Below are 25155 nucleotides of genomic sequence, written 5' to 3'. Positions count from 1 at the left end.
TTCGCGGCCGCGCCGGAGCTTGTTTTTGCGCGGAGCAAGGCATGAGGAGAGAAGTTTGGTCATTCCAAATGAACGACGAATAACGCCGCACCGCGCAAAAACAGGCCCGGCCCTTCGGGTTGCGCGTCAAATGACGCCATGCGGCGTTGCGAGACTTGTCAAGGGAACAACCATTACCTGCGTCCCGCGCCTTGCCTGGCGTCATTTGACGCAGCAACGCGGCTCGCGACGAAACATCAACAGACCCTAAGGAGCCTTCATGTCGCAACTCTCACAAGCCCTGATCCTGATCGTCCAGACGCTCGGCAGTCTCTATCTGCTGATCGTGCTGCTGCGCTTTATCCTGCAGTTGGTCCGGGCGGACTTCTACAACCCGCTGAGCCAGTTCATCGTGCGCGCCACGCACCCCTTGCTGCGGCCGTTGCGCCGGGTGATACCGAGCATCGGCGGCATCGATCTATCCTCGCTGGTGCTGGCCATCGTGATTCAAGTGCTGCTGATGGCTGCCATCCTGATGCTGGCCTACGGCACCATCGGCAACCCGCTGCAGCTTCTGGTCTGGGCGCTGATTGGCGTGACCGGGCTGTTTCTGAACATATTCTTCTACGCGCTGATCATCAGCGTAATCCTGTCCTGGGTCGCACCCGGTAGCCACAACCCCGGCGCTCAACTGGTCAACCAGATCTGCGAACCGGCGCTGGCACCTTTCCGCCGCCTGCTGCCCAATCTTGGCGGGCTGGATATCTCGCCGATCTTCGCTTTTCTGGCGATCAAGCTGCTGGACATGCTGGTGATCAACAACTTGGCGATGATGACGCATATGCCCAATATCCTCCGCTCGCTGATCTGAGGCCAACCGTCTGCGCACCACATGCGGCCTTTGAGCGGTAGTTCACACCCTCTCAATTGACCCGCATCGGGCGATTGGGATAATCGCCCGATCCGCCTTTCAGGAAGCACCACGATCATGGAACGACTAGACCGGCAAGTGGATGCCTACGTTACCTGGAAGCGTGATCTGGTTCGGGAGATCACCCGCTACCGCAGCTGGCTGGGGCACAACCGCCTCAATTCGGAGGCGGTAGATGCGCGGCTTGATCGTGCCTTGAAACTGCTGCGCACCGATCACATCACCCTGGCGTTCGTCGGCGAGTTTTCCCGTGGCAAGACGGAGCTGATCAACAGCCTGTTTTTCTCCGGGTACGGCCAACGCATCCTGCCCTCGCGTGCAGGGCGCACCACCATGTGCCCAACCGAACTGTTTTTTGATCCACGCGCGGAGCGCTCCTATATCCGCCTGTTGCCGATCGAGTCGCGCCTGGACGACACGAGCATCGCCCAGCTCAAGCGCAATCCGCGTTTCTGGCAGAACATAGCGCTGGATCCGAACAAGCCGGACGCCATGGTCGAAGCCTTCACCCAGGTCGCTTCCACCAAATCCATGCCGGTGGAGCAAGCCGTTCAGCTCGGTTTCCATCCCGACTCACTGGAACAAGCGGAGACGGCCGGCGAAGTCATGGTGCCGGCCTGGCGGCACGCGATGGTCAACTTCGATCACCCCCTGTTGCGCCAGGGGTTGCGGATACTCGATACGCCGGGCCTCAACGCGCTGGGCAGCGAGCCAGAACTCACCCTGTCGATGCTGCCGAGTGCCCAGGCGGTAATTTTTCTGTTGTCAGCCGACGCCGGCGTGACCGCCAGCGATATGGATATCTGGCAGCAGCATATCCATCAGCTCGACGACGGCGGTCGACACCGTTTGTTCGCCGTGCTGAACAAAATCGATGTGCTCTGGGACGACGTCTCCGGCGACGCGTTCGTCAACGATGCGATCCAGAGGATGCAGAGCAGCACCGCCCAACAGTTGGGTATCGCCGTCGACGACGTGCTTCCGCTTTCGGCCAAGCAGGCACTGCTTGCGAAGATTCGCGGCGATCAGCCACTGCTTGAGCGCAGCCGACTGGTGGCGCTGGAGCAGCTTCTTTGCGAACGCATCCTCGCGCAGAAGGAGCGCCTGCTGGAGCAACAGGTGGTGCGCCAGGTGCTCGCTCTGCTACAGAACAGCCAGCACATCCTGACCCAGCGCTTGGCCAAGGTTCGCGAACAGAGCGAACTGCTCGATAACCGCCGTCAGGATAGCGGGCAGCTGTTGCTGGAGCTGACCGCCCGCACTCGGCACGATCACAATCAGCACCACAAGCGCCTGCTGCAATTGAAGACCAACCAGCGCCTGCTGCAGCGTCAGGGCGAGCTGCTGCGCGGCACCGTGCGCGCCGAGCGCTTGGAAGAGCATTTGACCCGCCTGCGCCGCAGCCTGACAGGCAGCCTGACGACCCTGGGTATCAACCTGAGCATTCTGCACTTCTTCCGTTCGGTCGAGCAGGACCTGGGTGCGCTCGAGCATGAGGCGGCGCTAGCAAACAAGATGGTGTCGGCGATCTACGCCCGCCACAACGAACAGAACCCGCTGCACGGGGTCGACGCTCCCCTGTTTCGGCTCGGCCCTTACCAGAAAGAGCTGAAGGGACTGCAGAACAAAGCCGACCAGTTTCGCCTGCAGCTTAAAACGCTGCTTACCGAGCAGCGCACGCTGACCCGACGCTTCTTCGCCACCCTGGTGCAGGAAGTCATCGGAATGCATCAGCGCCTGCGTCAGGACGCCGAGCAATGGGCCGACGAAGCCCTGATGCCGTTGATGCAACATTCATTGGAGCACAAGCAACAGCTCGAAGCGCACCTGCTGCAGCTAAAAAGCCTGGCACAGGAGAGCCAGCAAAGCAGCCAACGCGGTCGTCTGCTGGCACGCTACAGCCTCGAGCTGGAGCAACAGTTGGCACAGGCTGGGGAAATGTTGCGATTGCTGCGGCGGCCGGCTCCGATCCGTCGCCAGGGCAAAGTGGTCAGCCTCACCAGCGCCAGCCTGAGTTGACTCGGGCGTTGCGATTGAGGATGAATTGAGGCGCGCTAACCTTTAGACTTTGCCGCCTTCTTCCAGTACGAGCCAGGGTCGATGCCCACAGCTATTCCAGCCGATTCCGTTGGTCTGGTGAGTCCGAAGGTCGAGCATTTCGCCGAACCGCTGGCACTTGCCTGCGGCCGCACGCTCAATGACTACCAGCTGATCTACGAAACCTACGGTGAATTGAACACCGCGCGCAGTAATGCCGTGCTGATCTGCCATGCGCTGTCCGGCCATCACCATGCAGCCGGTTTCCACAGCATGGACGAGAATAAACCCGGCTGGTGGGACAGCTGCATCGGGCCGGGCAAGGCGATCGACACCAACCGCTTCTTCGTGGTCAGCCTGAACAACCTCGGTGGATGCAACGGCTCGACCGGCCCCAGCAGCATCAACCCACTGACCGGCAAGCCTTACGGGGCGGACTTCCCCGTCGTCACGGTGGAGGACTGGGTCAACAGCCAGGCACGCCTGGCCGATGTATTGGGCATCGAACAGTGGGCGGCAGTGGTGGGCGGCAGCCTCGGCGGCATGCAGGCGATGCAATGGACCATGAGCTATCCGGAACGGGTTCGCCACTGCGTCGCGATCGCCTCGGCGTCCAAGTTGTCGGCGCAGAACATCGCCTTCAACGAGGTGGCGCGCCAGGCGATCCTGTCCGATCCGGAGTTCCACGGCGGGCACTTCCAGGAACGCAACGTGATTCCCAAGCGCGGCCTGATGCTGGCCCGAATGGTCGGCCATATCACCTACCTGTCCGATGACGCCATGGGCACCAAGTTCGGTCGCGGCCTGAAGAGCGAGAAGCTCAACTACGATTTCAACAGTGTCGAATTCCAAGTCGAGAGCTACCTGCGTTATCAAGGCGAAGAGTTCTCCAGTCGTTTCGACGCCAACACCTACTTGCTGATGACCAAGGCGCTGGACTACTTCGATCCGGCGGCGGCGTTTGACGACGATCTGGCAAAAGCCCTGTCGACGGCCGAGGCGGACTTCTGCGTGATCTCCTTCACCACCGATTGGCGTTTCTCCCCGGAGCGTTCACATGAAATCGTCGATGCGCTGATGGCGGCACGCAAGAACGTCTGTTACCTGGAAATCGACGCTCCCCAGGGCCATGACGCCTTTCTGATTCCCATTCCCCGCTATCTGCAGGCGTTTCGCGGCTACATGAACCGCATCGTCGTATAAGGAACCCACATGCGCGCCGACCTGGAAATCATCCAAGACTGGATACCGGCGGGTAGCCGCGTGCTCGACCTCGGTTGCGGCAACGGCGAGCTACTGGCCTGGCTGCGAGATCACAAGCAGGTCAGTGGTTACGGCCTGGAAATCGATCCCGATAATATCGCCGCCTGCATCGACAAGGGTGTCAACGTCATCGAGCAGGACCTCGACAAGGGCCTGGGCAATTTCGCCAGCGACAGCTTCGACATGGTGGTCATGACCCAGGCGCTGCAAGCGGTGCATTACCCGGATGTGTTGCTCAAGGAAATGCTCCGTGTCGGTCGCGAATGCATCATCACCTTTCCCAACTTCGGCCACTGGCGCTGCCGCTGGTATCTGGCCAGCAAGGGCCGCATGCCGGTCTCGGAGTTCCTGCCCTACACTTGGTACAACACGCCGAACATCCACTTCTGCACCTTCGAGGATTTCGAGCGGCTGTGTCGTGAACGCGGAGCCCGGGTACTCGAACGCCTGGCGGTGGATCGCCATCACAAGCATGGGATGGCAAGTCGCCTATGGCCCAACCTGATCGGCGAGATCGGTATATACCGAGTCACCGGACCGGGCCGCTGATCCGCTTCATCAATGGAGGAACCGTCCATGAAACGCAGCCTGATATGCTTGCTCGCCCTGTTGTTCACCTTACCGGCATTGGCCGAGCGCAAGTACAGCGTCGGTGAGCACGACGTTCACTACATCGCTTTCAATTCCAGCTTTCTCCAACCGGACATCGCCGCAGCCGCCGGTCTGGTGCGCAGCAAGGCCCAGGGCGTGGTCAACGTCTCGGTGATCAAGGCCGGCAAGCCGGTGGCCGCGCAGGTCAGTGGCGTGGTCAAGAATCTTCTCGGTCAGGATTACCCCCTGACCTTCAAGCAGCTCAAGGAAGGCGACGAGGCCATCTACTACCTCGCGCAGTTTCCCTTCGACTCCAATGAGACGCTGCGTTTCAACCTGAACGTACGACCCACGGGCGCCGATCCGATCAACTTCGATTTCACCCAGGAATTCTTTCCAGACGAATGATGCCTTTCAACGAACTGGTGCTGGCCAGCCATAACGCCGGCAAGCTCAAGGAACTGCAGGCCATGCTGGGCGACACGGTACGTGTACGTCCGATTGGCGAATTCACCGACGAGGAACCGGAAGAAACCGGACTGTCCTTTGTCGAGAACGCTATCCTCAAGGCGCGCAACGCGGCCAGGGTTTCCGGCCTGCCGGCACTCGCCGACGATTCGGGACTGGCGGTCGACCATCTCGGTGGCGCGCCGGGGATCTACTCGGCCCGTTACGCCGATGGTCAGGGCGATGCCGCGAACAACGCCAAGCTACTGGATGCGCTCAGGAACGTGCCGGATGCCGAGCGCGGCGCGCAGTTCGTCTGCGCGCTGGCGCTGGTCCGGCATGCCGAGGATCCGCTGCCGATCATCTGCGAGGGGCTCTGGCATGGGCGTATTCTGCATGCCGCCCAGGGCGAGCATGGCTTCGGCTATGACCCGCTGTTCTGGGTGCCAGAGCGCAACTGTTCCAGCGCCGAGATGACACCCGCGGATAAGAACCAGCTCAGCCACCGCGCGCGTGCCATGGCCCTGCTCAAGCAGCGCCTGGGTATCGCATGAGCGAAACCGGCAGTCGCAGCAACCGGGAAGCTGGCAACGCGAACCACTCGGACAAGGCTCAGCGCACGGGTCCACACCTGGCGCTGCCGCCGCTGGCCGCCTATGTCCACATTCCCTGGTGTGTACGCAAATGCCCCTATTGCGACTTCAATTCGCACGCGGCCGGTCCGACGCTCCCCGAAGACGCCTATGTCGCGGCGCTGCTGGACGATCTGGAAAGCGATCTGGATCAGGTGCAGGGGCGCAGGCTCACCTCGATCTTCTTCGGTGGCGGTACCCCGAGTCTGTTTTCCGCCCAAGCGCTGGGCCGGATTCTCGACGGACTGCAACAACGGGTCGGTTTCGCCGCTGACGTCGAGATCACCTTGGAGGCCAACCCGGGCACCTTCGAGCAAGCGAAATTCCGCGACTACCGTCACCTCGGAATCAATCGCCTGTCGATCGGCGTTCAGAGTTTTCAAGCCGCCAAGCTGAAAGCGCTGGGGCGGATCCACGACGGCGACGAAGCCGTACGCGCCGCCGACATGGCGCGCGCCGCCGGCTTCGACAACTTCAACCTGGACCTGATGCACGGACTGCCCGAGCAGAGCCTGGACGATGCCCTCGGCGATCTGCGCACCGCTATCGCCCAGCAGCCGACTCACCTGTCCTGGTACCAGCTGACGGTCGAGCCCAACACCGAATTCTGGAACCGACCACCTCAGCTACCCGAGGACGAGACGCTGTGGGATATCCAGGAGGCAGGCCAGGTGCTGCTCGCCGAGCATGGCTTCCGTCAGTACGAAACCTCGGCCTATGCTCAGCCCGGACGTCAGGCACGACACAACCTCAATTACTGGACCTTCGGTGACTTCCTCGGCCTCGGTGCCGGCGCACATGGCAAGATCAGTAGCCCCGACGGGCAGATTCGCCGAAGTTGGAAGACCCGATTGCCAAAAGACTACCTGGACCCGGCCAAGCGCTACCGTGCCGGCGAATCGGTTCTGCGCGACGATGAATTACCCTTCGAATTTCTGATGAATGTGCTGCGCCTCACCGACGGCGTTCCGTCAGCACTGTTCACTGAGCGCACTGGATTGTCGACGGAGATGCTCGTCGAAGGCCGCCGCAAAGCCGAAGCGCGCGGACTGCTCGAGCGCGACCCGCAGCGCTTGGCCGCCACGGCCAAGGGCCAGTTATTCCTCAACGACCTGCTGCAGCTTTTCCTGCCCTAAGGACCCCGCATGGATCTTGTACTCGACCTCATCGCCACCCTATCGCGCTGGAGCCGAAGCCACCTGTTCGATATTTCGCTGGCGATCGTGGCGACGCTGTTCGTCCTGTTCGGACCGGCGCTCAACGCCTGGGTGCAGAAGAACATTGGCGGGCTCAATTTCGTTCTGCGCACCCTGGCCTTCGTGGTCTTCTGCGCCTTGGTCTACGGCCTCGGCATCATCTACCTGAGCCCCTGGCTGGCCAAGGGATTGGCTCAGTTCAACAACTACACGCTCGCGCCAGTGCTGTTGCTGCTGCTGTTCATTATCGGCGTGGTAGCCGACCGTAACTGAGCGGCATTACTCCTCGCGCAGAAATCGATCGAGATCCATCGGCTCCCCAGACATACCGTGCAGCTGATGCGCTGCAGGAAATTGAACGCCACGACAACGGCCCGCAGGTCGCTTGCTGACCCAGGTCGAGGTGGACGCGAACGACTCTGCCTTCGAACAATCGAGCAAGCCGATCGGGCCGGTTTACAGCCGCGAAGAAGCCGAACGCCTGGCCACCCAGAAAAGCTGGCGCATCGCAGCGGACGGCGACCGCTTCCGCCGCGTGGTCGCCAGACCCCGGCCAAAGCGAATCTTCGAAATCCGGCCGATCCGCTGGCTGCTGGAAAAAAGCGCCGTGGTCATTTGTGCCAGTGGCGGAGGCATCCCGACGGACTATGACCAGGACCGCAAGCTGCACTCGATGGGCCGAAGGTACAGGCCACCTGCGAGTTCGCCGCAATACCGGCAAGTCGGCGGCCATCGGTTCGCTCGGCGATATCGAGGCGATCGTTCAGAGCCGGGCGGGGACTCGTGTCAGCCTGACACCGAGCGGATCGTCCTAGCCGGCTCGCCTTGGCACGCCGAGAAGGCGTCAGCTGCCACGTCGCAGCGAGGCCGAGGCGAAGTCGCGCGGCCCCAGCGCCGAGCGCAGCTTGTAGCGGTCTCCCGGGTGGATCAGCCGCGCGTAGCTGACCAAGTGATCCTCGGACCAGGTCCGGCGAATCATGCTCAGGCAAGGGGTCGCCGAGTCCATGGCCAGCCATTCGGCGGTCTGGCGATCGACCAGCACGGCTTCGACCACATGCTCGACGTCGGAGATCGGGCAGGCGGCCACCAGCACCTCGTTGGGCGTGTGCCGGGCGAAATCGGTCTGTAGGTAATCGGGCACCCAGCGCGGGTTGACGTAGCGATCCTCCAACTGGATCGGCAGGCCGTTCTCGCGGTGCACCAGAATGCTGTGGAAGGTCGGCGTGCCGACCCGTACGCCGAGCCGCAGGGCGACCTCGTCGTCCGCCTCGATCGCCTCGCAACGCAGTATCAGGTTGCTGTATTCGTTACCGCGCGCCCTGACCTCAGCCGCGATATTCAGCACCTCCTGCAGCGAAGACTCGGCCTTGCGATCGGTGACGAAGGTGCCGAGCCCGGCTTGGCGAATCAGGTAGCCCTTCTGCACCAGATCACGGATGGCCTTGTTGGCGGTCATCCGGCTGACGCCAAAATCCCGCGCCAGCTGCTCCTCTGCGGGTATCTGGTGGTTGACCGGAAAATCCCCAGCGCTGATGCGTTCGAGCAGATATTGCTCGATGACCCGGTAGCGTGGTGTATTGCTGGCCACTCAGGCCCCCTTAATGTCGACGCGCGATGCGCGGATGATAACGTCCGCCGTGGCCGAGGTGCAGGGACCCGAGCACGCCAGGGCAATCAGAACAGCATTGCCGCCAGCCAACCGGCCGCGATCAGCGGCAGGTTGAAGTGCAGGAACGTTGGTACCACGGTGTCCCAGATGTGGTCATGTTGGCCATCGGCATTCAACCCTGCAGTGGGCCCCAGGGTCGAATCCGAAGCGGGCGAACCGGCATCACCGAGCGCCGCGGCGGTCCCCACCAACGCGATGATCGCCAACGGCGAGAAGCCAAAACCCAGCCCCAGCGGCACATAAATGGAGGCGATGATCGGCACCGTGGAAAACGACGAGCCAATGCCGACGGTGATCAGCAGCCCCACCAGCAGCATGATCAAGGCCGCCATGCCTCGATTGTCGCCGATCAGCTCTGCCGAGCTGCTGACCAGGCTGGGGATCTCTCCGGTGGCCTTCATCACAGCCGCGAAGCCGGCAGCGGCAATCATGATGAATCCCACAAGCGCCATCAGGCGCATGCCCTGGGTGAACACGTCGTCCTGTTCGTCCCAGCGGATCACTCCGCTGATCGAAATCACCGCGAAGCCGACCAGGCCGCCGAATATCATCGAACCGCTCCACAACTGCACACCCAGCGCCAGTAGCAGGGCGAGAACGATCAACCCGAGCTGGCGCGCACCCAATGGGGTGGTATTGCTGCGCAGATGCTCGCCGGCGACCGGCAGTTCCTGGTAGACCCGCTTGCGGCGGTAGCTGAACGCAGCGACTGCCAGCCCGAGGACCATTCCCAGTGCCGGGATCGCCATCGCCTGGGGAGCCATTTCGCGGCTGACCGCCAGTCCCTGGGCTGCGCCGGCCTGGTTGACGTTGCCGATCAGGATGTCATTGAGAAAAATGGCGCCAAAACCGATCGGCAATGCCATGTAGGTCACGGTGATGGCGAAGGTGATCGCGCGGGCGGTCAGCCGCCGGTCCAGCTGCAGACGATTCATCACGTGCAACAGCGGCGGCACCAGGATCGGGATAAAGGCGATATGCACCGGAATCACGGTCTCGGCGGCGAAACCGGCCAGCACCAGGCTGGTCAGCATGACCCACTTGACCAGCGCCAGCTCGCCCGTCTTATGGCGGCTGTGCCCCAGATGCTCGACGACCCGGGCCGACAGTCGCTGGGCGATACCGGTACGCGACAGCGCCACAGCGAACGCGCCCAGAGTGGCGTAAGCCAGGGCCACCGAGGCGCCGCCGCCGAGCCCCTCGTTGAAGGCCTCGATGATGGCCTCGATCGGCATCCCGGCCGTCAGCCCGCCGATCACCGCGGAGACCACCAGCGCAAAGACCACCGAGACCCGCATCATCGACAGCGTGACCATGGCCAATACGGCCAAAACGACTGAATTCATTGGAGTTCCTTTCGGTTCTTATTGTTTTTTTGCGACAAAACGCCCCCAAGGCCTGCCATTAGAGACAGGCCAGGAGAGCGTCACAGCGTTATGGATTAAACGAAGGCAGCATTCCGCTCGGCATCAGCGGGTTGAGCACGCGCTCGGCGAGCAGCGCATCGGCCGCCGCGATGTCCGGCGCGAAGAAGCGGTCTTCCACGTAGTAAGGCACCTTGGCCCGCAGCACCTGGCGCGCCCGTTCGAGCAACGACGAGCTTTTCAGCCCCTCGCGAAAGTCCAGCCCCTGGCAGGCACCCAGCCACTCGATGGCCAGGACACCCCGGGTATTGGCCGCCATCTCCCACAGCCGCTTGCCCGCCGCCGGCGCCATGGAGACATGATCTTCCTGGTTGGCCGAGGTTGGCAGGCTGTCGACGCTGTGCGGGTGCGCCAAAGCCTTGTTCTCGCTGGCCAGGGCCGCGGCGGTGACTTGGGCAATCATGAAACCGGAGTTGACCCCGCCGTTGGCCACCAGGAACGGGGGCAGCTGCGACATGTGCTTGTCCATCATCAGCGAAATGCGCCGCTCGCTCAGCGCGCCGATTTCGGCAATCGCCAGGGCGATATTATCGGCGGCCATGGCCACCGGTTCCGCATGGAAGTTGCCACCGGAGATCACATCGCCCTCGGCGGCGAACACCAGCGGATTGTCGGAGACCGCATTGGCTTCCACCGCCAGCACGTCTGCGGCCTGGCGCAGCTGAGTCAGGCAGGCACCCATGACCTGCGGCTGGCAGCGTAGCGAGTACGGATCCTGAACCTTGTCGCAGCCCTGATGGGAATGGCCAACTTCGCTGCTGTCGCCAAGCAGGTGGCGATACGCGTTAGCCGCATCGATCTGCCCGCGCTGACCGCGAGCGGCATGGATGCGTGCATCGAAGGGTGCCCGCGAGCCCAGTGCCGCCTCGACGGTCAGACTGCCGCAGACCGTGGCTGCGGCGAACAGGTCCTCGGCTTCGAACAGACCACGCAAGGCGTAGGCGGTGGAAACCTGGGTGCCGTTGAGCAGCGCCAGGCCTTCCTTGGCGGCCAGGGTCATGGGCTCGAGGCCGGCGATGGCCAGGGCCTCCCGCGCCGGTAGCCACTGGCCCTGGTAACGCGCTCGACCTTCACCGAGCAGTACCAGCGACATGTGCGCCAACGGCGCCAGATCACCGGAAGCCCCGACCGACCCCTTGAGCGGAATATGCGGATAGACCTCGGCATTGATCAGGGCGATCAGCGCCTCGATGACACTGAGGCGGATGCCGGAAAAGCCACGCGCCAGACTGTTGACCTTGAGCAGCATGACCAGCCGCACCATGGCGTCATCCAGCGGCTCGCCGATGCCGGCGGCATGCGACAGCACCAGCGAACGCTGCAGCTTTTCCAGGTCTTCGCTGGCGATACGGGTCGAGGCCAGCAGACCGAAACCGGTATTGATGCCGTAGGCGGTGCGGCCCTCGCTGATGATCGCGTTGACGCAGGCGACGCTGGCCTCGATGGCGGTGTGGGCACTGTCGTCCAGGCGGAGCTTGAGCGGGTCGTGGTAGGCGGCGCGCAACTGGCCCAGGGTCAGTTGGCCCGGAATCAGATTGAACAGGCTCATGCGTTGGCTCCTTGGGTAGCGGCGATCATTGGAAGGTCGAGTCCTTGCTCGCGTGCGCAATGAATGGCGATGTCATAACCGGCGTCGGCGTGACGCATCACCCCGGTCCCCGGATCGTTGCGCAATACCCGTCCGAGACGGGCCCGAGCCTCTGGCGTACCGTCAGCCACGATAACCACCCCGGCGTGCTGCGAATAGCCCATGCCGACGCCCCCGCCATGGTGCAACGATACCCAGGTGGCGCCGCCCGCGGTGTTCAGCAGAGCATTGAGCAGCGGCCAATCGGAGACCGCGTCGGAACCGTCCTGCATCGCCTCGGTTTCGCGGTTGGGGCTGGCTACCGAGCCGGAATCCAGGTGATCGCGGCCGATCACGATGGGTGCTTTCAATTCGCCATTGGCGACCATGTCGTTGAACGCCTGCGCCAGGCGTGCGCGGTCTTTCAGGCCGACCCAACAGATGCGTGCCGGCAAACCTTGGAAGCTGATGCGCTCGCGGGCCATGTCCAGCCAGTTGTGCAGATGCGCGTCGTCGGGAATCAGCTCCTTGACCTTGGCGTCGGTCTTGTAGATGTCCTCGGGGTCGCCGGACAGCGCTACCCAGCGGAACGGGCCGATGCCCTGACAGAACAGCGGGCGGATGTAGGCCGGGACGAAACCGGGGAAGTCGAACGCGTTGTCGACGCCCTCCTCCAATGCCATCTGGCGAATGTTGTTGCCGTAGTCGAAGGTCGGCACGCCCATCTTCTGGAAGTCCAGCATGGCCCGCACGTGGACGGCCATGGACTGACGCGCGGCCTTGACCACCACCTCTTCTTCGGTCTTGCCGCGGGCGACGTACTCGTCCCAGCTCCAGCCGGCCGGCAGATAACCGTGGCGCGGATCGTGGGCGCTGGTCTGGTCGGTCACCATGTCCGGGCGCACGCCGCGGCGCACCAGCTCCGGAAGGATTTCCGCGGCGTTGCCACATAGCGCGATGGAGATCGCCTTGCCTTCACCAGTGTATTTGTCGATGCGCGCCAGGGCATCGTCGAGGTCGTTGGCCTGCTCATCGACGTAGCGGGTCTTCAGGCGGAAATCGATACGGCTTTGCTGACACTCGATGTTCAGCGAGCAAGCACCGGCCAGGGTCGCGGCCAATGGCTGCGCGCCGCCCATACCGCCCAGGCCGGCGGTCAGTACCCAGCGGCCCTTGAGGTCGCCGTCATAGTGCTGGCGGCCGGCCTCGACGAACGTTTCATAGGTGCCCTGAACGATGCCCTGGCTGCCGATGTAGATCCAGCTGCCGGCGGTCATCTGGCCGTACATGGCCAGGCCCTTGCGATCCAGTTCGTTGAAATGCTCCCAATTCGCCCAATGCGGCACCAGATTGGAATTGGCCAGCAGCACCCGCGGCGCGTCCTTGTGGGTTTCGAATACGCCGACCGGCTTGCCCGACTGGATCAACAGGGTCTGGTTGTCTTCCAGGCGGGTCAGCACCTCGACGATCTTGTCGAAGCATTCCCAGTTGCGCGCGGCGCGGCCAATGCCGCCATACACCACCAGCTCCTTGGGATTCTCGGCCACTTCCGGGTCGAGGTTGTTCATCAGCAAGCGCAACGGCGCTTCGGTCAGCCAGCTCTTGGCGGTCAGGCTGGTACCGCGGGCGGCGCGGATTTCGGTGTCGCGGAAACGGGTCATTTCAGGCTCCTCTCTACAAATTCGGAAACGGCAGGCGTTACAGCCAGCCCAGGTAATGCGCCAGGTGGGCCAGCGGAATGCTGAATGCCAGGCTCAACAGGGTGCGTTGCAGCCAGACCAGCAACAGGTCGCGCAAACGCAGGGGGATTCGTGTCGCGAGCACGCAGGGGATCGAGGCGGACAGGAACAGGACGCTGCTCACCGATACGATCGCGGTGACGAATTTGACCAGCACGTCGGCATCCTTCAGCAACATCGCCGGAAGGAACATTTCCGCCAGGCCCGAGGAAATCGCACCGGCCACCTTCATCGGCTGGTCGAGGCCGAACAACCAGGTCAGCGGATACAGCAGCACGCCGATGGCATCGAACAGCGGGGTGTACTGGGCAGCGAGCAAGCCGAGCAGGCCCACCGCGAGAATGCTCGGCAGAATCGCCGCGATCATGCGCAGACCATCGATGAAGGTCTCCCGCAGCGCGCTCGGCAACGACGGCGCATGGGCCGCCTGTTCGAGGCCGGCGCGCCAGGCACCGGCGATACGGCTTTCCCCGGCCGGCAGCGGCGGCTCGACACGGCTCTCGGATGGCAGGCGCGACAGCGGGTAGATCCGTGCGCTGACCGCGGTGACGCTGAAGGTCACCAGCATCGCGCTCCAGAAATACAGGTTCCAGATGTCCATCAGGCCGAGGGTCTTGGCGATGATCACCATGAAGGGCGCCGATACCGTGGAGAAGCCGGTGGCGATGATCGCCGCCTCGCGCACGCTGTAATGGCCCTGGCGGTACATGCGGTCGGTGATCAGCAGGCCCACCGAGTAGCTGCCGACGAACGAGGCCACCGCATCGATCGCCGACTTGCCCGGGGTGCGCCAGATCGGTCGCATGACCGGCTGCATCAGCACGCCGACCAATTCCAGCAGGCCGAAGCCGATCAGAAATACCAGCGCCAGCGCGCCGAGCGGCACGATCAGCGCCAGGCTGAGCACCAGCTTGTCGAACAGAAACGGCAGCATGCCCGGTTGGTAGAGCGCCTCTGGACCGATACCAAGCAGATAGCCCACACCGATCAGCAGGCCGAACACCTTGAGCACGCTGAACACCGTGCGGGTCAGGTCGCCGCGCCAGCTGCCGCTGAGCCAGGGCTGCAACACGCCGTAGAACAGGAACCCCAGGGCGATGGCGACAACCAGCGGACGCGCATGGGCGAGCAAGGCGCTGGCGCTGTGGTCGAGCAGGATGGTCGAACGGCCATCGATATCGAACGGCACGAAAAACACCAGCAATCCGATCAGGCTGTAGCCGAGCAAACGGGCCAGTGCACGAGCCCGCGAAACATTGGCGAGAGTGGTAGCCGGGTCAGACATGGCGGTGCTCCCGGCAAAGCGCTCGAACGCTGCAAAGCATCATCGAATGTTCCTCTGTAATTGTTTTTGTCAGAGAAATGGCTGGAGTGGGCTCAGCCGGTCAGGGACAGCAGGTGAATCAGCCGCGCCGCCAGCCGCGCGGTGCGGTTGTCGATGTCATGCTCGGGGTTGAGCTCGGCGAGATCGGCCAGCCGTAGCTTGCCGCTGTCACGGATGCGCTCGAGCAACGGCTCGAGCAGTGCCAGGGACACGCCGCGCGCGGCCGGTGCGCTGACCCCAGGTGCTTCGCAGGCGGGCAGCACGTCGATATCGATGGTCAGGTAGACGGCGTCGCAACCGGCGATGAAACGATCCAGATCCGCGCCCAGCGAGGCCAGGCTGGCTTCGCTGATGTCGCGGTCCTCGCGCACCAAAACCTGCAGTTCGGCGGCGCGCTGAAACAGCGCCCGGGTATTGCTGGCCCGGCTGACGCCGATACAGGCATAAGCGAAAGGCCAACCACGTAACTCGCATTGCTCGGCGATCTGCGCGAACGGCGTGCCGGAAGATTGCACATGGGCCGGATCACGCAGGTCGAAGTGCGCGTCGAAATTGATGATGCCTATGCGTGGGGCGGCCCTCCGCGGGGCGGCCCTCCGTGGGACGGCCATCGCTGGAGAGCGCTGCTCGGATTGACCACCGCCCAGATGCCCAGCAAGGCCCTGCCAGCTACCGAACGCCACTTCATGGCCACCGCCAAGAACGATCGGCAGATGACCCGCATCGAGCAATGCGCAGACATTGCTACCCAGACGAGCCTGCGCCGCTTCCAGTTCGCCATCGGCACAGACCACGTCACCCGCATCGTAGGCCGGTCCGCTGCGGTGCCAGGCCAGATTGGCCAGCGCCTTGCGAATCGCCAAGGGGCCGTTTGCCGCACCGACTCGGCCATGATTGCGCCGCACGCCTTCGTCGCTGGCAAAGCCGAGCAAGGCCAGGCCCAGTACGCTGTCGCCGGCGAGCGGTTGAATGCGCTGGTGCCAGCGCGCGCTGTCCGCTTCCGGGTCAACGCGGCCTTGCCAGGGCTCCATCGAGTGGCGATCAGCGTGCATCACGAGCGGCCTCCTTGTCGTAGCTGACAACACCGCCAAAGATGCGCTGGCGCAGGCGTCCCGGCTGTACCGCGTACGCCAGCTCGGCTGGCGTCTGGACATCCCACAGACACAGATCGGCTGGCGCACCAACGGCGATACGCCCGAGCTCAGGTGTGCCCAGCGCTTGCGCGGCATGTGCGGTCATGCCGGCCAGCGCCTCTCGCGGCGTCAGGCGAAACAGCGTGCAGGCAAGATTCAGGTTCAGGGTAGGAAAACAGATTGGCGCGGTTCCAGGGTTGGCATCGCCGGCCACCGCCATCGCCACCCCGTACTGGCGCAGCAGCGCGATGGGCGGCAGTTGGGTTTCGCGTAGCGTGTGGTAGGCGCCCGGCAGCAGGGTCGCAACCGTACCGGCGGCCGCCATGGCTTGCACCCCGGCCTCGTCGAGAAACTCGATATGGTCGGCCGAGAGCCCTCGATAGCGCGCCGCGAGGGCGCTGGCGCCCTGGTTGGACAGCTGCTCGGCATGTGCCTTGACCGGCAGCCCCTGAGCTTGAGCCGCCACGAATACCCGCTCGCACTGGGCCGGGCTGAAGCCGATGTGTTCGCAGAACACGTCCACCGCATCGGCCAACCCCTCGGCCGCGGCCGCTGGAATGATCTCGTTGCAGACCAGGTCGATGTAGCCATCGCTGTCATCGGCGAATTCCGGTGGCAACGCATGCGCCGCGAGTAAGGTCGTGGTGATTCGTACCGGCAGCTGTTCACCGAGTCGGCGCGCCACACGCAGCATTTTCAGCTCGTCGGCGGTCGTCAGGCCGTAACCGGATTTAATTTCGACGGTGGTCACGCCATCGGCCAGCAGCGCCTGCAGCCGAGGCAGGCTTTGGGCCAGCAGTTGCGCCTCGCTGGCGGCGCGGGTGGCACGCACGGTGCTGAGAATGCCTCCGCCCGCCTTGGCAATTTCAGCGTAGTCGACCCCTTCCAGGCGCTGCTCGAACTCATCGGCGCGGTTGCCGGCATAGACCAGATGACTGTGGCAATCGATCAGACCGGGCGTCATCACGCCCCCGCAGCCCACTTCCAATGCGCCGGCGACCTGCGCCTCATCCAACTCGGACATGGTCACCACAAGCGTGACGCGACCGGCCTCTACCATCACTGCCATCGGCTGGGGCAGGGTCTGAATACCGTCGAATACGCTTACGGCGCGCCATAGCAGGCGTTTGTCAGGAGTGGAAGGCATCGTAGGCGACCTCTGGCTGTCTTATTGTATATACAATAGGAAATGACAGTTTGTTCGGTCAAGCGCTCTTAGTGCTTTTATTTGCCAGATGCTTGCGCTTATATCCGATGGGCCGGCTGCTCAACCCCCCTCTTAATGTATATACATATAAGCGACCGGCGTAGCCGGTATCGACAGCGCGTCGGGAAGATGTTGGCAGCGTGGCTCGCTCCCAGCCAGCAGACGTGCCAATCGTCGGTGGCAGCCACAGAGAAACGCTGTAGCTGTTCGCGCAGGTTGCCGGCCTGTGGCTTCGGAACGGCCGGGCGGTTCGAGTATGACAGGCGCACAGAAACTACCGAGGCACTGCGCCCTCGGGGTCGGCAAGTGCCGCTGCGCTATGCCACTCTGCCGCTGGACGAGCACGACGCAGGTGCCGACCCGCAACGGCAACGGCAACGGCAACGGCAACGGCAACGGCAACGGCAACGGCAACGCGGTGATTAGAACGCTCGCCGGGACCAGGCAGCGTATTCAACAGGCAGATGGCTACGGATCAGGCTCGAAGAGCTGGCAGCGAAGGTGCCAGCAGCCCTCGAAAAGACAGCCCTGGCCAGGTTAGCCAGGGCTCGGCCAGGCGGCGCAGACACCTGGCCGGGCGCAGCGCTCAGTTGGCGCCGCGGCGCAGCGCTGCAGGAGAGAAGTCTCGCGGCCCCATCTGGGCGCTGAAGTCGTACATCGGCTCGTTGTTATCCAGGCCATCGACGAAGTAGTTGCCATCCTTGAGGTGGTACAAGGTTTCCAGGGTGCTGCCAAACATGGGGACTTCGTAGTAGCTGATCGGATGGCTTTCCTGCAGGCCGATCAGTTCGGCATCCTGATCGAACAGATCGACTGCCAGAATCTGCCAGCTGTCCTCATCGATGTAGAAGCGACGCATGGCATACGGATGATTGAAGCCCTTGCGCAGCGTCGCCTCGACGATCCACACGCGGTGCTGCTCGTAGCGCAGCAGCTCGGGGTTCAGGGTACGTGCACCCACAATCGAGTCGTAGGGTATGCCCTGCTGGTGCACGGCATAGCTGTTGTAGGGAATCAGCATTTCCCGTTTGCCAATCAGCTTCCATTCATAACGGTCAGGCGCGCCGTTGAACGTGTCCACCACATCCGCCGTGGCCAACCCGCTGGTATCCGGCTGCAGCGAATCATAGGCCAGCGAGGGCAGGCGCCGTACGCGGCGGTCGCTCGGGCTGTAGCGCCAAGCCTTGCGGATCGACAGTACCTGGTCGATCGGATCCTGCACCACCAGCGAGGTCCCGGAGAGCTTTGCTGGAGCGGTGACCCGGTACTTGTAGTAGAGCAGCGTGTTGTCCAGCTGCGTCTTGTTCATGCCCTCGCGGTTGTAGACGTAGTAGATGTGCCGATCCCGTTTGATCAGGTTAGCTCTGCCGTTGATCACCACGGCCTGGTTGTTGATCATGTGGGTCTGCTCACCCTTGTAATGAAGGATGTGATTCCAGATCACTTCCATGCCGTCCTGGGGCAGCGGGAACGGGATGCCGGCGACAGCCCCCTTGATGCCGTTGCCGTTGGCGATCAGCTCAGCAGCGACGGCATTGGCGCGCGTCTCGTCATAGATGCGCTGCGGAGCCGCGGCACTGCGACGTGTCGGGAACACACGCAAATAGAAGTCCGGATAGCGCTCAACCAATGCTCGGAGACCTTCGGGCAAAAGCGCGGCGTATTGCGCGACATTGCTGCTATCGACCCGGTACAGCACCGGGTCGGCGGCATAGGGGTCCGGGTGGTGCATTCCGCTCGAGTAGTTGGCGGGCGCCTGTACACCACCGGTCCATGCCGGGATGCTGCCGCTGGCATTGGCCGACTGCTCGGCGCCCAGCGGGGTCAGATCCTGTCCCAGACGAGCAGCCTGAGCGTCATCCACCTTGGCGTGGGCCTGGCTCACCCAGGCCGCCAGCAGCAGAACTCCAAATTTTCTGTACATCGCTTTTGCTCCTTGCCGCGCAACGGACGCGGCAGACGACGGCCTCTGCCAAAAGACAGGGCTCTATTAGTTGTGCGTTGGGGGATCGCGCTTCCTGGCGCTCCGCTCTTGTCAGATTTTCCTGAGACCGCGTGGTACGGCCCTGATGGGCGCTGTAACGCCCACTCTCGGTCAGTCGACGCGTTCGAACTTGAGGTCCCAGACCCCGTGACCGAGGCGCTCGCCCCGGCGTTCGAACTTGGTCGTCGGGCGCTCTTGTGGACGCTCGACGTACTGCCCGTTTACCGCCTGGTTGCGATAGCCAGGCGCGATGCTCATGACCTCGAGCATGTGCTCGGCATAAGCTTCCCAGTCGGTTGCCATGTGCAACACACCACCGATCTTGAGTTTTTGCCGCACCAGTTCGGCGAATGCCGGCTGGACGATGCGCCGCTTGTGGTGGCGACTTTTGTGCCAAGGATCGGGAAAGAACAGCAAGACCCGGTCCAGGCTGGCGTCGGGAACGCATTCACGCAGCACTTCAAGCGCATCGCAACTGTAAACCCGCACGTTCGTCAGGTTTTGTGACACAAGCCCGTTTAGCAGCGCGCCAACGCCTGGCGAATGCACCTCAACCCCGATGAAATCCTGCTCGGGTGCCGCCGCCGCCATTTCCAGCGTGGAATGCCCCATGCCAAAGCCGATTTCGAAGGTCCGTGGCGCCTGCCGGCCGAACACCTGATCGAAGTCGCGCGGGCCGTCGGCCAGCTCCAGACCGAACCGCGGCCAGCCCTGATCGAGGCCTCGCTGCTGACCTTCGGTCATGCGCCCGGCACGCATCACGAAACTCTTGATGGTACGCATGCGCCGTTGGCCCTCGGCCGGGGAGGTAGTCTCACTCATGGAAAACCTGCAGATAACAAGCACCGGCCGCGCGAGCACGTGGCCGGTAATGGGAATGGAAATTAGCGGATCAGGCCTTCCAGAGGCGAAGAGGCGCTGGCATAGAGTTTCTTCGGCATACGCCCGGCAAGATAGGCCAGGCGGCCTGCATCGATCGCGTATTTCATGGCTTCGGCCATCAATACCGGGTTCTGCGCATGAGCGATGGCGCTGTTCATCAGGACCGCCTCGCAGCCCAGCTCCATGGCAATGGTGGCGTCCGAGGCCGTACCTACGCCAGCATCGACCAGCACCGGCACTTTGGCTTCTTCGAGAATGATCCGCAGGTTGTAGGGATTGCAGATCCCCAGACCGGTGCCGATCAGTCCGGCCAGCGGCATTACCGCGATGCAGCCCATGTCGGCCAGCTGGCGGGCAATGATCGGGTCGTCGCTGGTGTAGACCATCACGTCGAAGCCGTCCTTGACCAGCACTTCGGCGGCTTTCAGGGTTTCGATGACGTTGGGGAACAGTGTTTTCTGGTCGGCCAGCACTTCGAGCTTGACCAGGTTGTGGCCGTCGAGCAGCTCGCGGGCCAGCCGACAGGTACGTACCGCTTCATCGGCGTCGTAGCAACCGGCGGTGTTCGGCAGAATGGTGTAACGGTCTGGCGAGATGACGTCGAGCAAATTGGGCTCGCCCGGGTTCTGGCCGATGTTGGTGCGGCGCACCGCGACGGTGACGATCTCGGCGCCGGATGCTTCGATGGCGGCGCGGGTCTCGTCGAGATCCTTGTACTTGCCGGTACCCACCAGCAGGCGCGACTGATAAGTGCGGCCGGCAAGTGTGAAGGGTTTGTCGTGCGGAACTGGGCTCATGCGACCATCCTGTTCATCTGTAATGAAGCGAAGAAGTACGCCGCTGCACGGGCGACGTCCGGAATTATCGAGGTAGCGGCCTCCTCAACCGCCGCCAATGGCATGCACGACTTCGACCCGGTCGCCTTCGACCAATACTGTCGTGGCATGCAGGCTGCGCGGCACAATGTCGCGATTGAGTTCGACCGCCAGCCGGCGCCCAGTCAGTTCCAGACGCTGCAGCAGATCGGCCACCGACTGACCGTCAGGTAGCTCGTAGCGCTCGCCGTTCAACTGGATGTGCATAGGGATCGCCACCATTGCCAAAGGGTCCGCATTCTAGCCCGATCGCCTCGGCGCACCAAGGCGACGAGCGCTGCCATTCATCTCTCTCGGCGATCAGGCGCGGAGATTCCAGGCGGCCAGCATCAGGCAGATCCACCCGGCCAGAAATGCCGTGCCGCCGAACGGCGTGATGATGCCCAGCTTGCCGATACCCGTCAGGGCCAGGAGATACAGGCTGCCGGAGAACAACAGAACGCCAAGCGCAAACAAGCCACCCGCTGCGACCAACAGACGGCTCGGTGCATGCAAGGCGAGCAAGGCCACCCCGAACAACGCCAGGGCGTGAAATAACTGGTAGTGCACGCCGGTCTGAAATACCGCGAGGTAATCGGCGCCGAGGCGGCTTTTCAAGCCATGCGCGGCGAAGGCGCCGAGCGCCACACCGGTCAGTCCGAAGAACGCAGCGAGCAGAAGGAATAGGCGAATCATTCAGGCGCTTCCAGTCAGGAGTGGACGACGCCGTTATAATGCCCGTTCACCCCGCCCCCGACCACGCCCATGCTCCGAGCTCTGCTGCGCCGCCTCACCAAACTGCTGCTCTGGCTGACCGCGCTTTCCGTGCTGCTGGTACTGGTGCTGCGCTGGGTTCCACCGCCTTTCACAGCACTCATGGTCGAACGCAAGATCGAATCCTGGATCAGCGACGACAGCATCGACCTGCAACGCAGCTGGCGGCCCTGGAAGGTGCTGCCGGATGATCTGAAAATGGCCGTGATCGCTGCCGAAGATCAGAAGTTCGCCGATCATTGGGGCTTCGATATCGCCGCCATCCGCGCCGCATTCGCACACAACGAACAAGGCGGCTCGCTACGTGGCGCCAGCACCCTGAGCCAGCAGGTCGCGAAAAATCTGTTCCTCTGGTCCGGACGCAGCTGGGTGCGCAAAGGCTTCGAAGTCTGGTTCACCGCCTGGATCGAGCTGCTATGGCCGAAGCAACGCATCCTGGAGGTCTATCTGAACAGTGTCGAATGGGGCAACGGCATTTTCGGTGCCGAGGCGGCGGCGCAGCATCACTTCGGTAAAGGCGCGGCCTATCTGTCCACCGCCCAGGCCAGCCAGCTGGCCGCCGTGCTGCCCAATCCTCGCGAGTGGAGCGCAGGGCGCCCCGGCCCGCATGTCCGTCGACGTGCCAGCTGGATTCGTCAGCAAATGCGTCAGCTGGGCGGCAGCCATTATCTGAATCAGCTACAGACAGCCAAGCAGCGCTGACAAGGTCATCGGTGCCCAACGAACCACCGTCTTGCGCAGGACCTCAGGCGAAGCGGTCTGACGGAGCGTTATGGCAGTGCGCCATCGCAGCGAGTAAGCTGCAACCACCATGTTGCGAGATGCGGGATCACGCCCCGTATGTAGGAGGTCGTCGGCAGACGTGCAGTCGTCTTCTCGCCATTCGCACTGAACGCACGGCAGCGAGAGCATGAGCGTAACCGCAACCAAAGCACCCCCGAACAAGGTGCGACAACTCTTCCACCGACGCAACAGCGTCGCCTGGCTCGTTCTGGCGTTCACCCTGCTGGTCCAGCTGGCCATTCTTCAGCAACTCAAGTTGAAAGAGGGTCGCGCTGCGGCCCAGCAATTCGACTTTCTCGTACGCACTACCACCGAAGCCATTGGCAAACGCATGATTGACCACGAACAGGTCCTGCTCGGCGCCGCCGGGCTGTTCGATGTCAGCGATACGGTCTCGCGAGCGCAGTGGCGCGCCTACAATCAGCGCCTGCACCTGGCCGAGCACTATCCCGGCATCCAGGGAGTGGGGTTTGCCGAGGCGGTACGTTCCGAGGGTCTCGAGGCGCATATCCAGAGCGTTCGCAGCGAAGGCTTCACCGAATACGACGTACATCCACTCGACGAAAACGCCTCGCTGCACACGCCGATCGTCTATCTAGACCCCTTCCGCGATCGCAACCTGGCTGCCTTTGGCTATGACATGTTCACCGAACCGGTGCGTCGACACGCCATGCTCCAGGCGGCTAAATCCGGACAACCCCATATCACCGGAAAGGTCAGGTTACGTCAGGAAACCCACGGCAAGACGCAGGCCGGCATTCTCATGTACGTACCGCTGTACCAGCCTGACGAAACAATTCGCTCGCCCCAGCAGCGGTTGCAGGCACTCAAGGGGTTCGTCTACAGCCCTTACCGAATGGATGACCTGATGCGCGGCATTCTCGGCGCAGCCGATCCGAACCTGAGCCTGCGTATTTATGCCGGGGATGACGAATTGCCCGAGCACCTGATCTTCGCCAGTAGGAATCAGGCCAGAAGCGACTCTGCTCAACACAGCCAAATCGTGCGGCTCGATCTGTATGGGCAGACATGGACCTTGCGCCTGGAGAGCCTACCGGAGTTCGACGCGTTCTTTAAGGTCAGCAACGAGCTGGTGATTGGCCTTGGCGCTGGCCTGAGTATCCTGCTGTTCTTCCTCACCTCCTCGCTAACGCTCAGGCGCAGACGTGCCGAGGCGCTGGCCCAACAAATGACCGAACACATAAGGGAAAACAAACGCGCCCTGCAGCTCAGCGAAGAGCGTCTCAGCCTCGCCCTCAAGGGCAGTAACGACGGCCTCTGGGACATGAACCTGGATGCGGGAACTTTCTACGCGTCACCACGCGCCTGGCACATGCTCGGCTATCGCCCCGGCGAGTTGCATTCGGATCTGAAACTCTGGGAACGGATCATGGCGCCGGAGGACTTACCGCAGGCGAAGAAGCAATTGGCGCAAACCATGCTTTCGGCGGTCGACCACTTCACCACCGAGCTGCGCTTTCAGCACAAGAGCGGCAAGCTGATACCGGTCCTGATCCGTGGCTACATTCAACGTAATCGGGATGGCCAGCCGCTGCGTATCAGCGGCACCAGCATGGACCTGACCGAGCATAAGCGCATCGAACAAATGAAAGATGAGTTCGTCTCCACCGTTAGCCACGAGCTGCGCACCCCGTTGACCTCCATCAGCGGTGCCCTGGGCCTGGTCACTGGCGGCGCGATGGGCGAGGTTCCGCCAGCGGTGCAGCAGATGCTGGAAATCGCTCATCGCAACAGCCTGCGCCTGGGCTACCTGATCAACGATTTGCTGGATATGGAAAAAATCGCCGCCGGCAAGATGTCCTTCGATATGCGCGAGCACTCGCTCTGCCGATTACTGGAAGAAGCCCTGGCCAGCAACCAGGCCTTCGCCGCGCATTTCGGGGTGAATTGCGTACTGCGCGATCCGGTGCAGGTCAACGTCTGGGTCGATGGCTTGCGCCTGCAGCAGGTGCTGACCAACTTCCTGTCGAACGCCATCAAGTACACACCCGAAGGTGGCGAAGTGGTCCTCGATTGCAGCCTGTCCGATACCGGTCACGTGCGCATCAACGTGACCGACCAAGGCCCGGGCATTCCACCCAGCTTCCAGTCTCGGGTGTTCGAAAAATTCGCGCAGGCGGACGCTTCCGACAGTCGCCAGAAAGGCGGCACCGGACTGGGACTCGCCATTACCAAGGAATTCATCGAGCGCATGGGAGGGCGGGTCGGCTTCGATACGGCGGAGGGTCGCGGCACGACCTTCTGGTGCGAGCTGCCGATAGTCGAATCGACCACGTTGGCAACCGATCAAGGTCAGCCTCGCCTGCTGGTGATCGAGGACGAGCCGGATACCGGCCGACTGCTGCACCTGATGCTACGTGACGCCGGATATGCGGTCGATCGCGTGCAGAGCCTGCATGCGGCACGGATCAAGCTCGCCAGCACCCGTTACGAGGCGATGACACTCGACTTGCATCTGCCCGACGGTAGCGGCCGCGAGATGATCGACGAGGTACGCGCCAACCCCGATACGCAGGATTTGCCGATCATCGTTATTTCAGCGGCCAGCCAGTTCGAGCAGAACGACTACGACACCGGCATCACATGGCTACACAAACCCATCAGTGCGGCGCAATTGTTGATCGCACTCACCGATACCCTGGAAAGCTCCAGGCATCTTCCCTGAGTCGCAACAGGCGAACTGAGCCGCAGTGACCCTCGACTCAAGGGCATAAAAAA

22 protein-coding genes and 1 pseudogene are annotated in these 25155 nt (G+C 62.7%); 11 read left to right on the top strand and 12 right to left on the bottom strand.

Translation table 11 applies throughout. From position 1 onward, the window contains the following. Positions 1-259 precede the first annotated feature (259 nt). From ACL0K2_RS15485 to ACL0K2_RS15445, 9 genes and pseudogenes are all read left to right on the top strand, one after another. Positions 260-850 carry a YggT family protein gene (locus ACL0K2_RS15485; protein WP_045164005.1) on the top strand — a complete coding sequence of 197 codons (591 nt, stop codon included), beginning with the start codon at positions 260-262 and terminating at the stop codon, positions 848-850. Positions 851-967: 117 nt separating this feature from the next. Continuing rightward, positions 968-2929, top strand: a complete 1962-nt coding sequence (locus ACL0K2_RS15480; RefSeq protein WP_239611241.1) for a dynamin-like GTPase family protein — start codon at positions 968-970, stop codon at positions 2927-2929. Positions 2930-3010: 81 nt separating this feature from the next. Beyond that, on the top strand, positions 3011-4150 hold the full coding sequence (gene metX / locus ACL0K2_RS15475) for a homoserine O-succinyltransferase MetX (protein ID WP_413042970.1): 1140 nt from the start codon (positions 3011-3013) through the stop codon (positions 4148-4150). Positions 4151-4159: 9 nt separating this feature from the next. Further along, positions 4160-4759: a methionine biosynthesis protein MetW gene (gene metW, locus ACL0K2_RS15470; protein WP_045164008.1), complete on the top strand. Its 600-nt coding sequence runs from the start codon at positions 4160-4162 to the stop codon at positions 4757-4759. 27 nt (positions 4760-4786) lie between these two features. After that, complete coding sequence (locus tag ACL0K2_RS15465) at positions 4787-5209, top strand: DUF4426 domain-containing protein (RefSeq protein WP_045164009.1); 423 nt, start codon at positions 4787-4789, stop codon at positions 5207-5209. Next, positions 5206-5802 carry an RdgB/HAM1 family non-canonical purine NTP pyrophosphatase gene (rdgB, locus tag ACL0K2_RS15460; protein ID WP_413042969.1) on the top strand — a complete coding sequence of 199 codons (597 nt, stop codon included), beginning with the start codon at positions 5206-5208 and terminating at the stop codon, positions 5800-5802. Before ACL0K2_RS15465 ends, rdgB begins: the two co-directional genes overlap by 4 nt. Then, positions 5799-7016, top strand: a complete 1218-nt coding sequence (hemW, locus tag ACL0K2_RS15455; RefSeq protein WP_413042968.1) for a radical SAM family heme chaperone HemW — start codon at positions 5799-5801, stop codon at positions 7014-7016. The genes rdgB and hemW overlap by 4 nt, the downstream gene beginning before the upstream one ends. A gap of 9 nt (positions 7017-7025) precedes the next feature. Continuing rightward, a complete protein-coding gene (locus ACL0K2_RS15450; RefSeq protein ID WP_045164011.1) occupies positions 7026-7349 on the top strand; it encodes a DUF3392 domain-containing protein in 324 nt (107 codons plus the stop codon). A 100-nt stretch (positions 7350-7449) separates the two neighbouring features. Then, positions 7450-7891: pseudogene (locus tag ACL0K2_RS15445) on the top strand (carbamate kinase); the annotation flags it as partial. Between the two features lie 29 nt (positions 7892-7920). Here ACL0K2_RS15445 and hutC read toward each other — a convergent pair. From hutC to ACL0K2_RS15385, 12 genes are all read right to left on the bottom strand, one after another. After that, entirely contained in the window at positions 7921-8664 is a 744-nt protein-coding gene (hutC, locus tag ACL0K2_RS15440) for a histidine utilization repressor (protein WP_413042967.1), read from the bottom strand. A gap of 86 nt (positions 8665-8750) precedes the next feature. After that, positions 8751-10091 (bottom strand): Na+/H+ antiporter family protein, encoded by a 1341-nt coding sequence (locus ACL0K2_RS15435; protein ID WP_413042966.1) that lies wholly within the window; start codon positions 10089-10091, stop codon positions 8751-8753. 88 nt (positions 10092-10179) lie between these two features. Continuing rightward, positions 10180-11718: a histidine ammonia-lyase gene (gene hutH / locus ACL0K2_RS15430; RefSeq protein WP_413042965.1), complete on the bottom strand. Its 1539-nt coding sequence runs from the start codon at positions 11716-11718 to the stop codon at positions 10180-10182. Beyond that, the gene (gene hutU, locus ACL0K2_RS15425; protein WP_045164015.1) at positions 11715-13397 is read right to left on the bottom strand and encodes a urocanate hydratase; all 1683 of its coding nucleotides are present in this window, start codon (positions 13395-13397) and stop codon (positions 11715-11717) included. Before hutU ends, hutH begins: the two co-directional genes overlap by 4 nt. Before the next feature lie 37 nt (positions 13398-13434). Further along, positions 13435-14760 (bottom strand): YjiH family protein, encoded by a 1326-nt coding sequence (locus tag ACL0K2_RS15420; protein ID WP_413042964.1) that lies wholly within the window; start codon positions 14758-14760, stop codon positions 13435-13437. Positions 14761-14852: 92 nt separating this feature from the next. Continuing rightward, entirely contained in the window at positions 14853-15851 is a 999-nt protein-coding gene (gene hutG / locus ACL0K2_RS15415) for a formimidoylglutamase (RefSeq protein WP_413042963.1), read from the bottom strand. Beyond that, a complete protein-coding gene (gene hutI / locus ACL0K2_RS15410) occupies positions 15841-17079 on the bottom strand; it encodes an imidazolonepropionase (protein ID WP_045164019.1) in 1239 nt (412 codons plus the stop codon). Before hutI ends, hutG begins: the two co-directional genes overlap by 11 nt. A 646-nt stretch (positions 17080-17725) precedes the next feature. Then, positions 17726-19063 (bottom strand): DUF1329 domain-containing protein, encoded by a 1338-nt coding sequence (locus ACL0K2_RS15405; protein ID WP_045164020.1) that lies wholly within the window; start codon positions 19061-19063, stop codon positions 17726-17728. Between the two features lie 171 nt (positions 19064-19234). After that, positions 19235-19906, bottom strand: a complete 672-nt coding sequence (trmB, locus tag ACL0K2_RS15400; RefSeq protein ID WP_239611592.1) for a tRNA (guanosine(46)-N7)-methyltransferase TrmB — start codon at positions 19904-19906, stop codon at positions 19235-19237. Positions 19907-20007: 101 nt separating this feature from the next. Next, complete coding sequence (locus ACL0K2_RS15395; RefSeq protein WP_045164022.1) at positions 20008-20802, bottom strand: thiazole synthase; 795 nt, start codon at positions 20800-20802, stop codon at positions 20008-20010. 84 nt (positions 20803-20886) lie between these two features. Beyond that, positions 20887-21087, bottom strand: a complete 201-nt coding sequence (gene thiS, locus ACL0K2_RS15390; protein WP_045164373.1) for a sulfur carrier protein ThiS — start codon at positions 21085-21087, stop codon at positions 20887-20889. 93 nt (positions 21088-21180) lie between these two features. After that, positions 21181-21555: a DUF423 domain-containing protein gene (locus tag ACL0K2_RS15385; protein ID WP_413042962.1), complete on the bottom strand. Its 375-nt coding sequence runs from the start codon at positions 21553-21555 to the stop codon at positions 21181-21183. 69 nt (positions 21556-21624) lie between these two features. On the opposite strand from ACL0K2_RS15385, the gene mtgA reads away from it, so the two are divergent. Beyond that, positions 21625-22335, top strand: coding sequence for a monofunctional biosynthetic peptidoglycan transglycosylase (gene mtgA, locus ACL0K2_RS15380; protein ID WP_045164024.1), 711 nt, complete (start codon positions 21625-21627; stop codon positions 22333-22335). A 208-nt stretch (positions 22336-22543) separates the two neighbouring features. After that, on the top strand, positions 22544-25102 hold the full coding sequence (locus ACL0K2_RS15375) for a CHASE domain-containing protein (RefSeq protein ID WP_413042961.1): 2559 nt from the start codon (positions 22544-22546) through the stop codon (positions 25100-25102). Positions 25103-25155 lie beyond the last annotated feature (53 nt).

The organism is Pseudomonas sp. YJ42 (assembly GCF_047225135.1).
Classification (GTDB): Bacteria; Pseudomonadota; Gammaproteobacteria; order Pseudomonadales; family Pseudomonadaceae; genus Stutzerimonas; species Stutzerimonas stutzeri_E.
The sequence above is the reverse complement of the archived record's forward strand: the minus strand, read 5'-3'. Positions and strand labels throughout refer to the sequence as shown.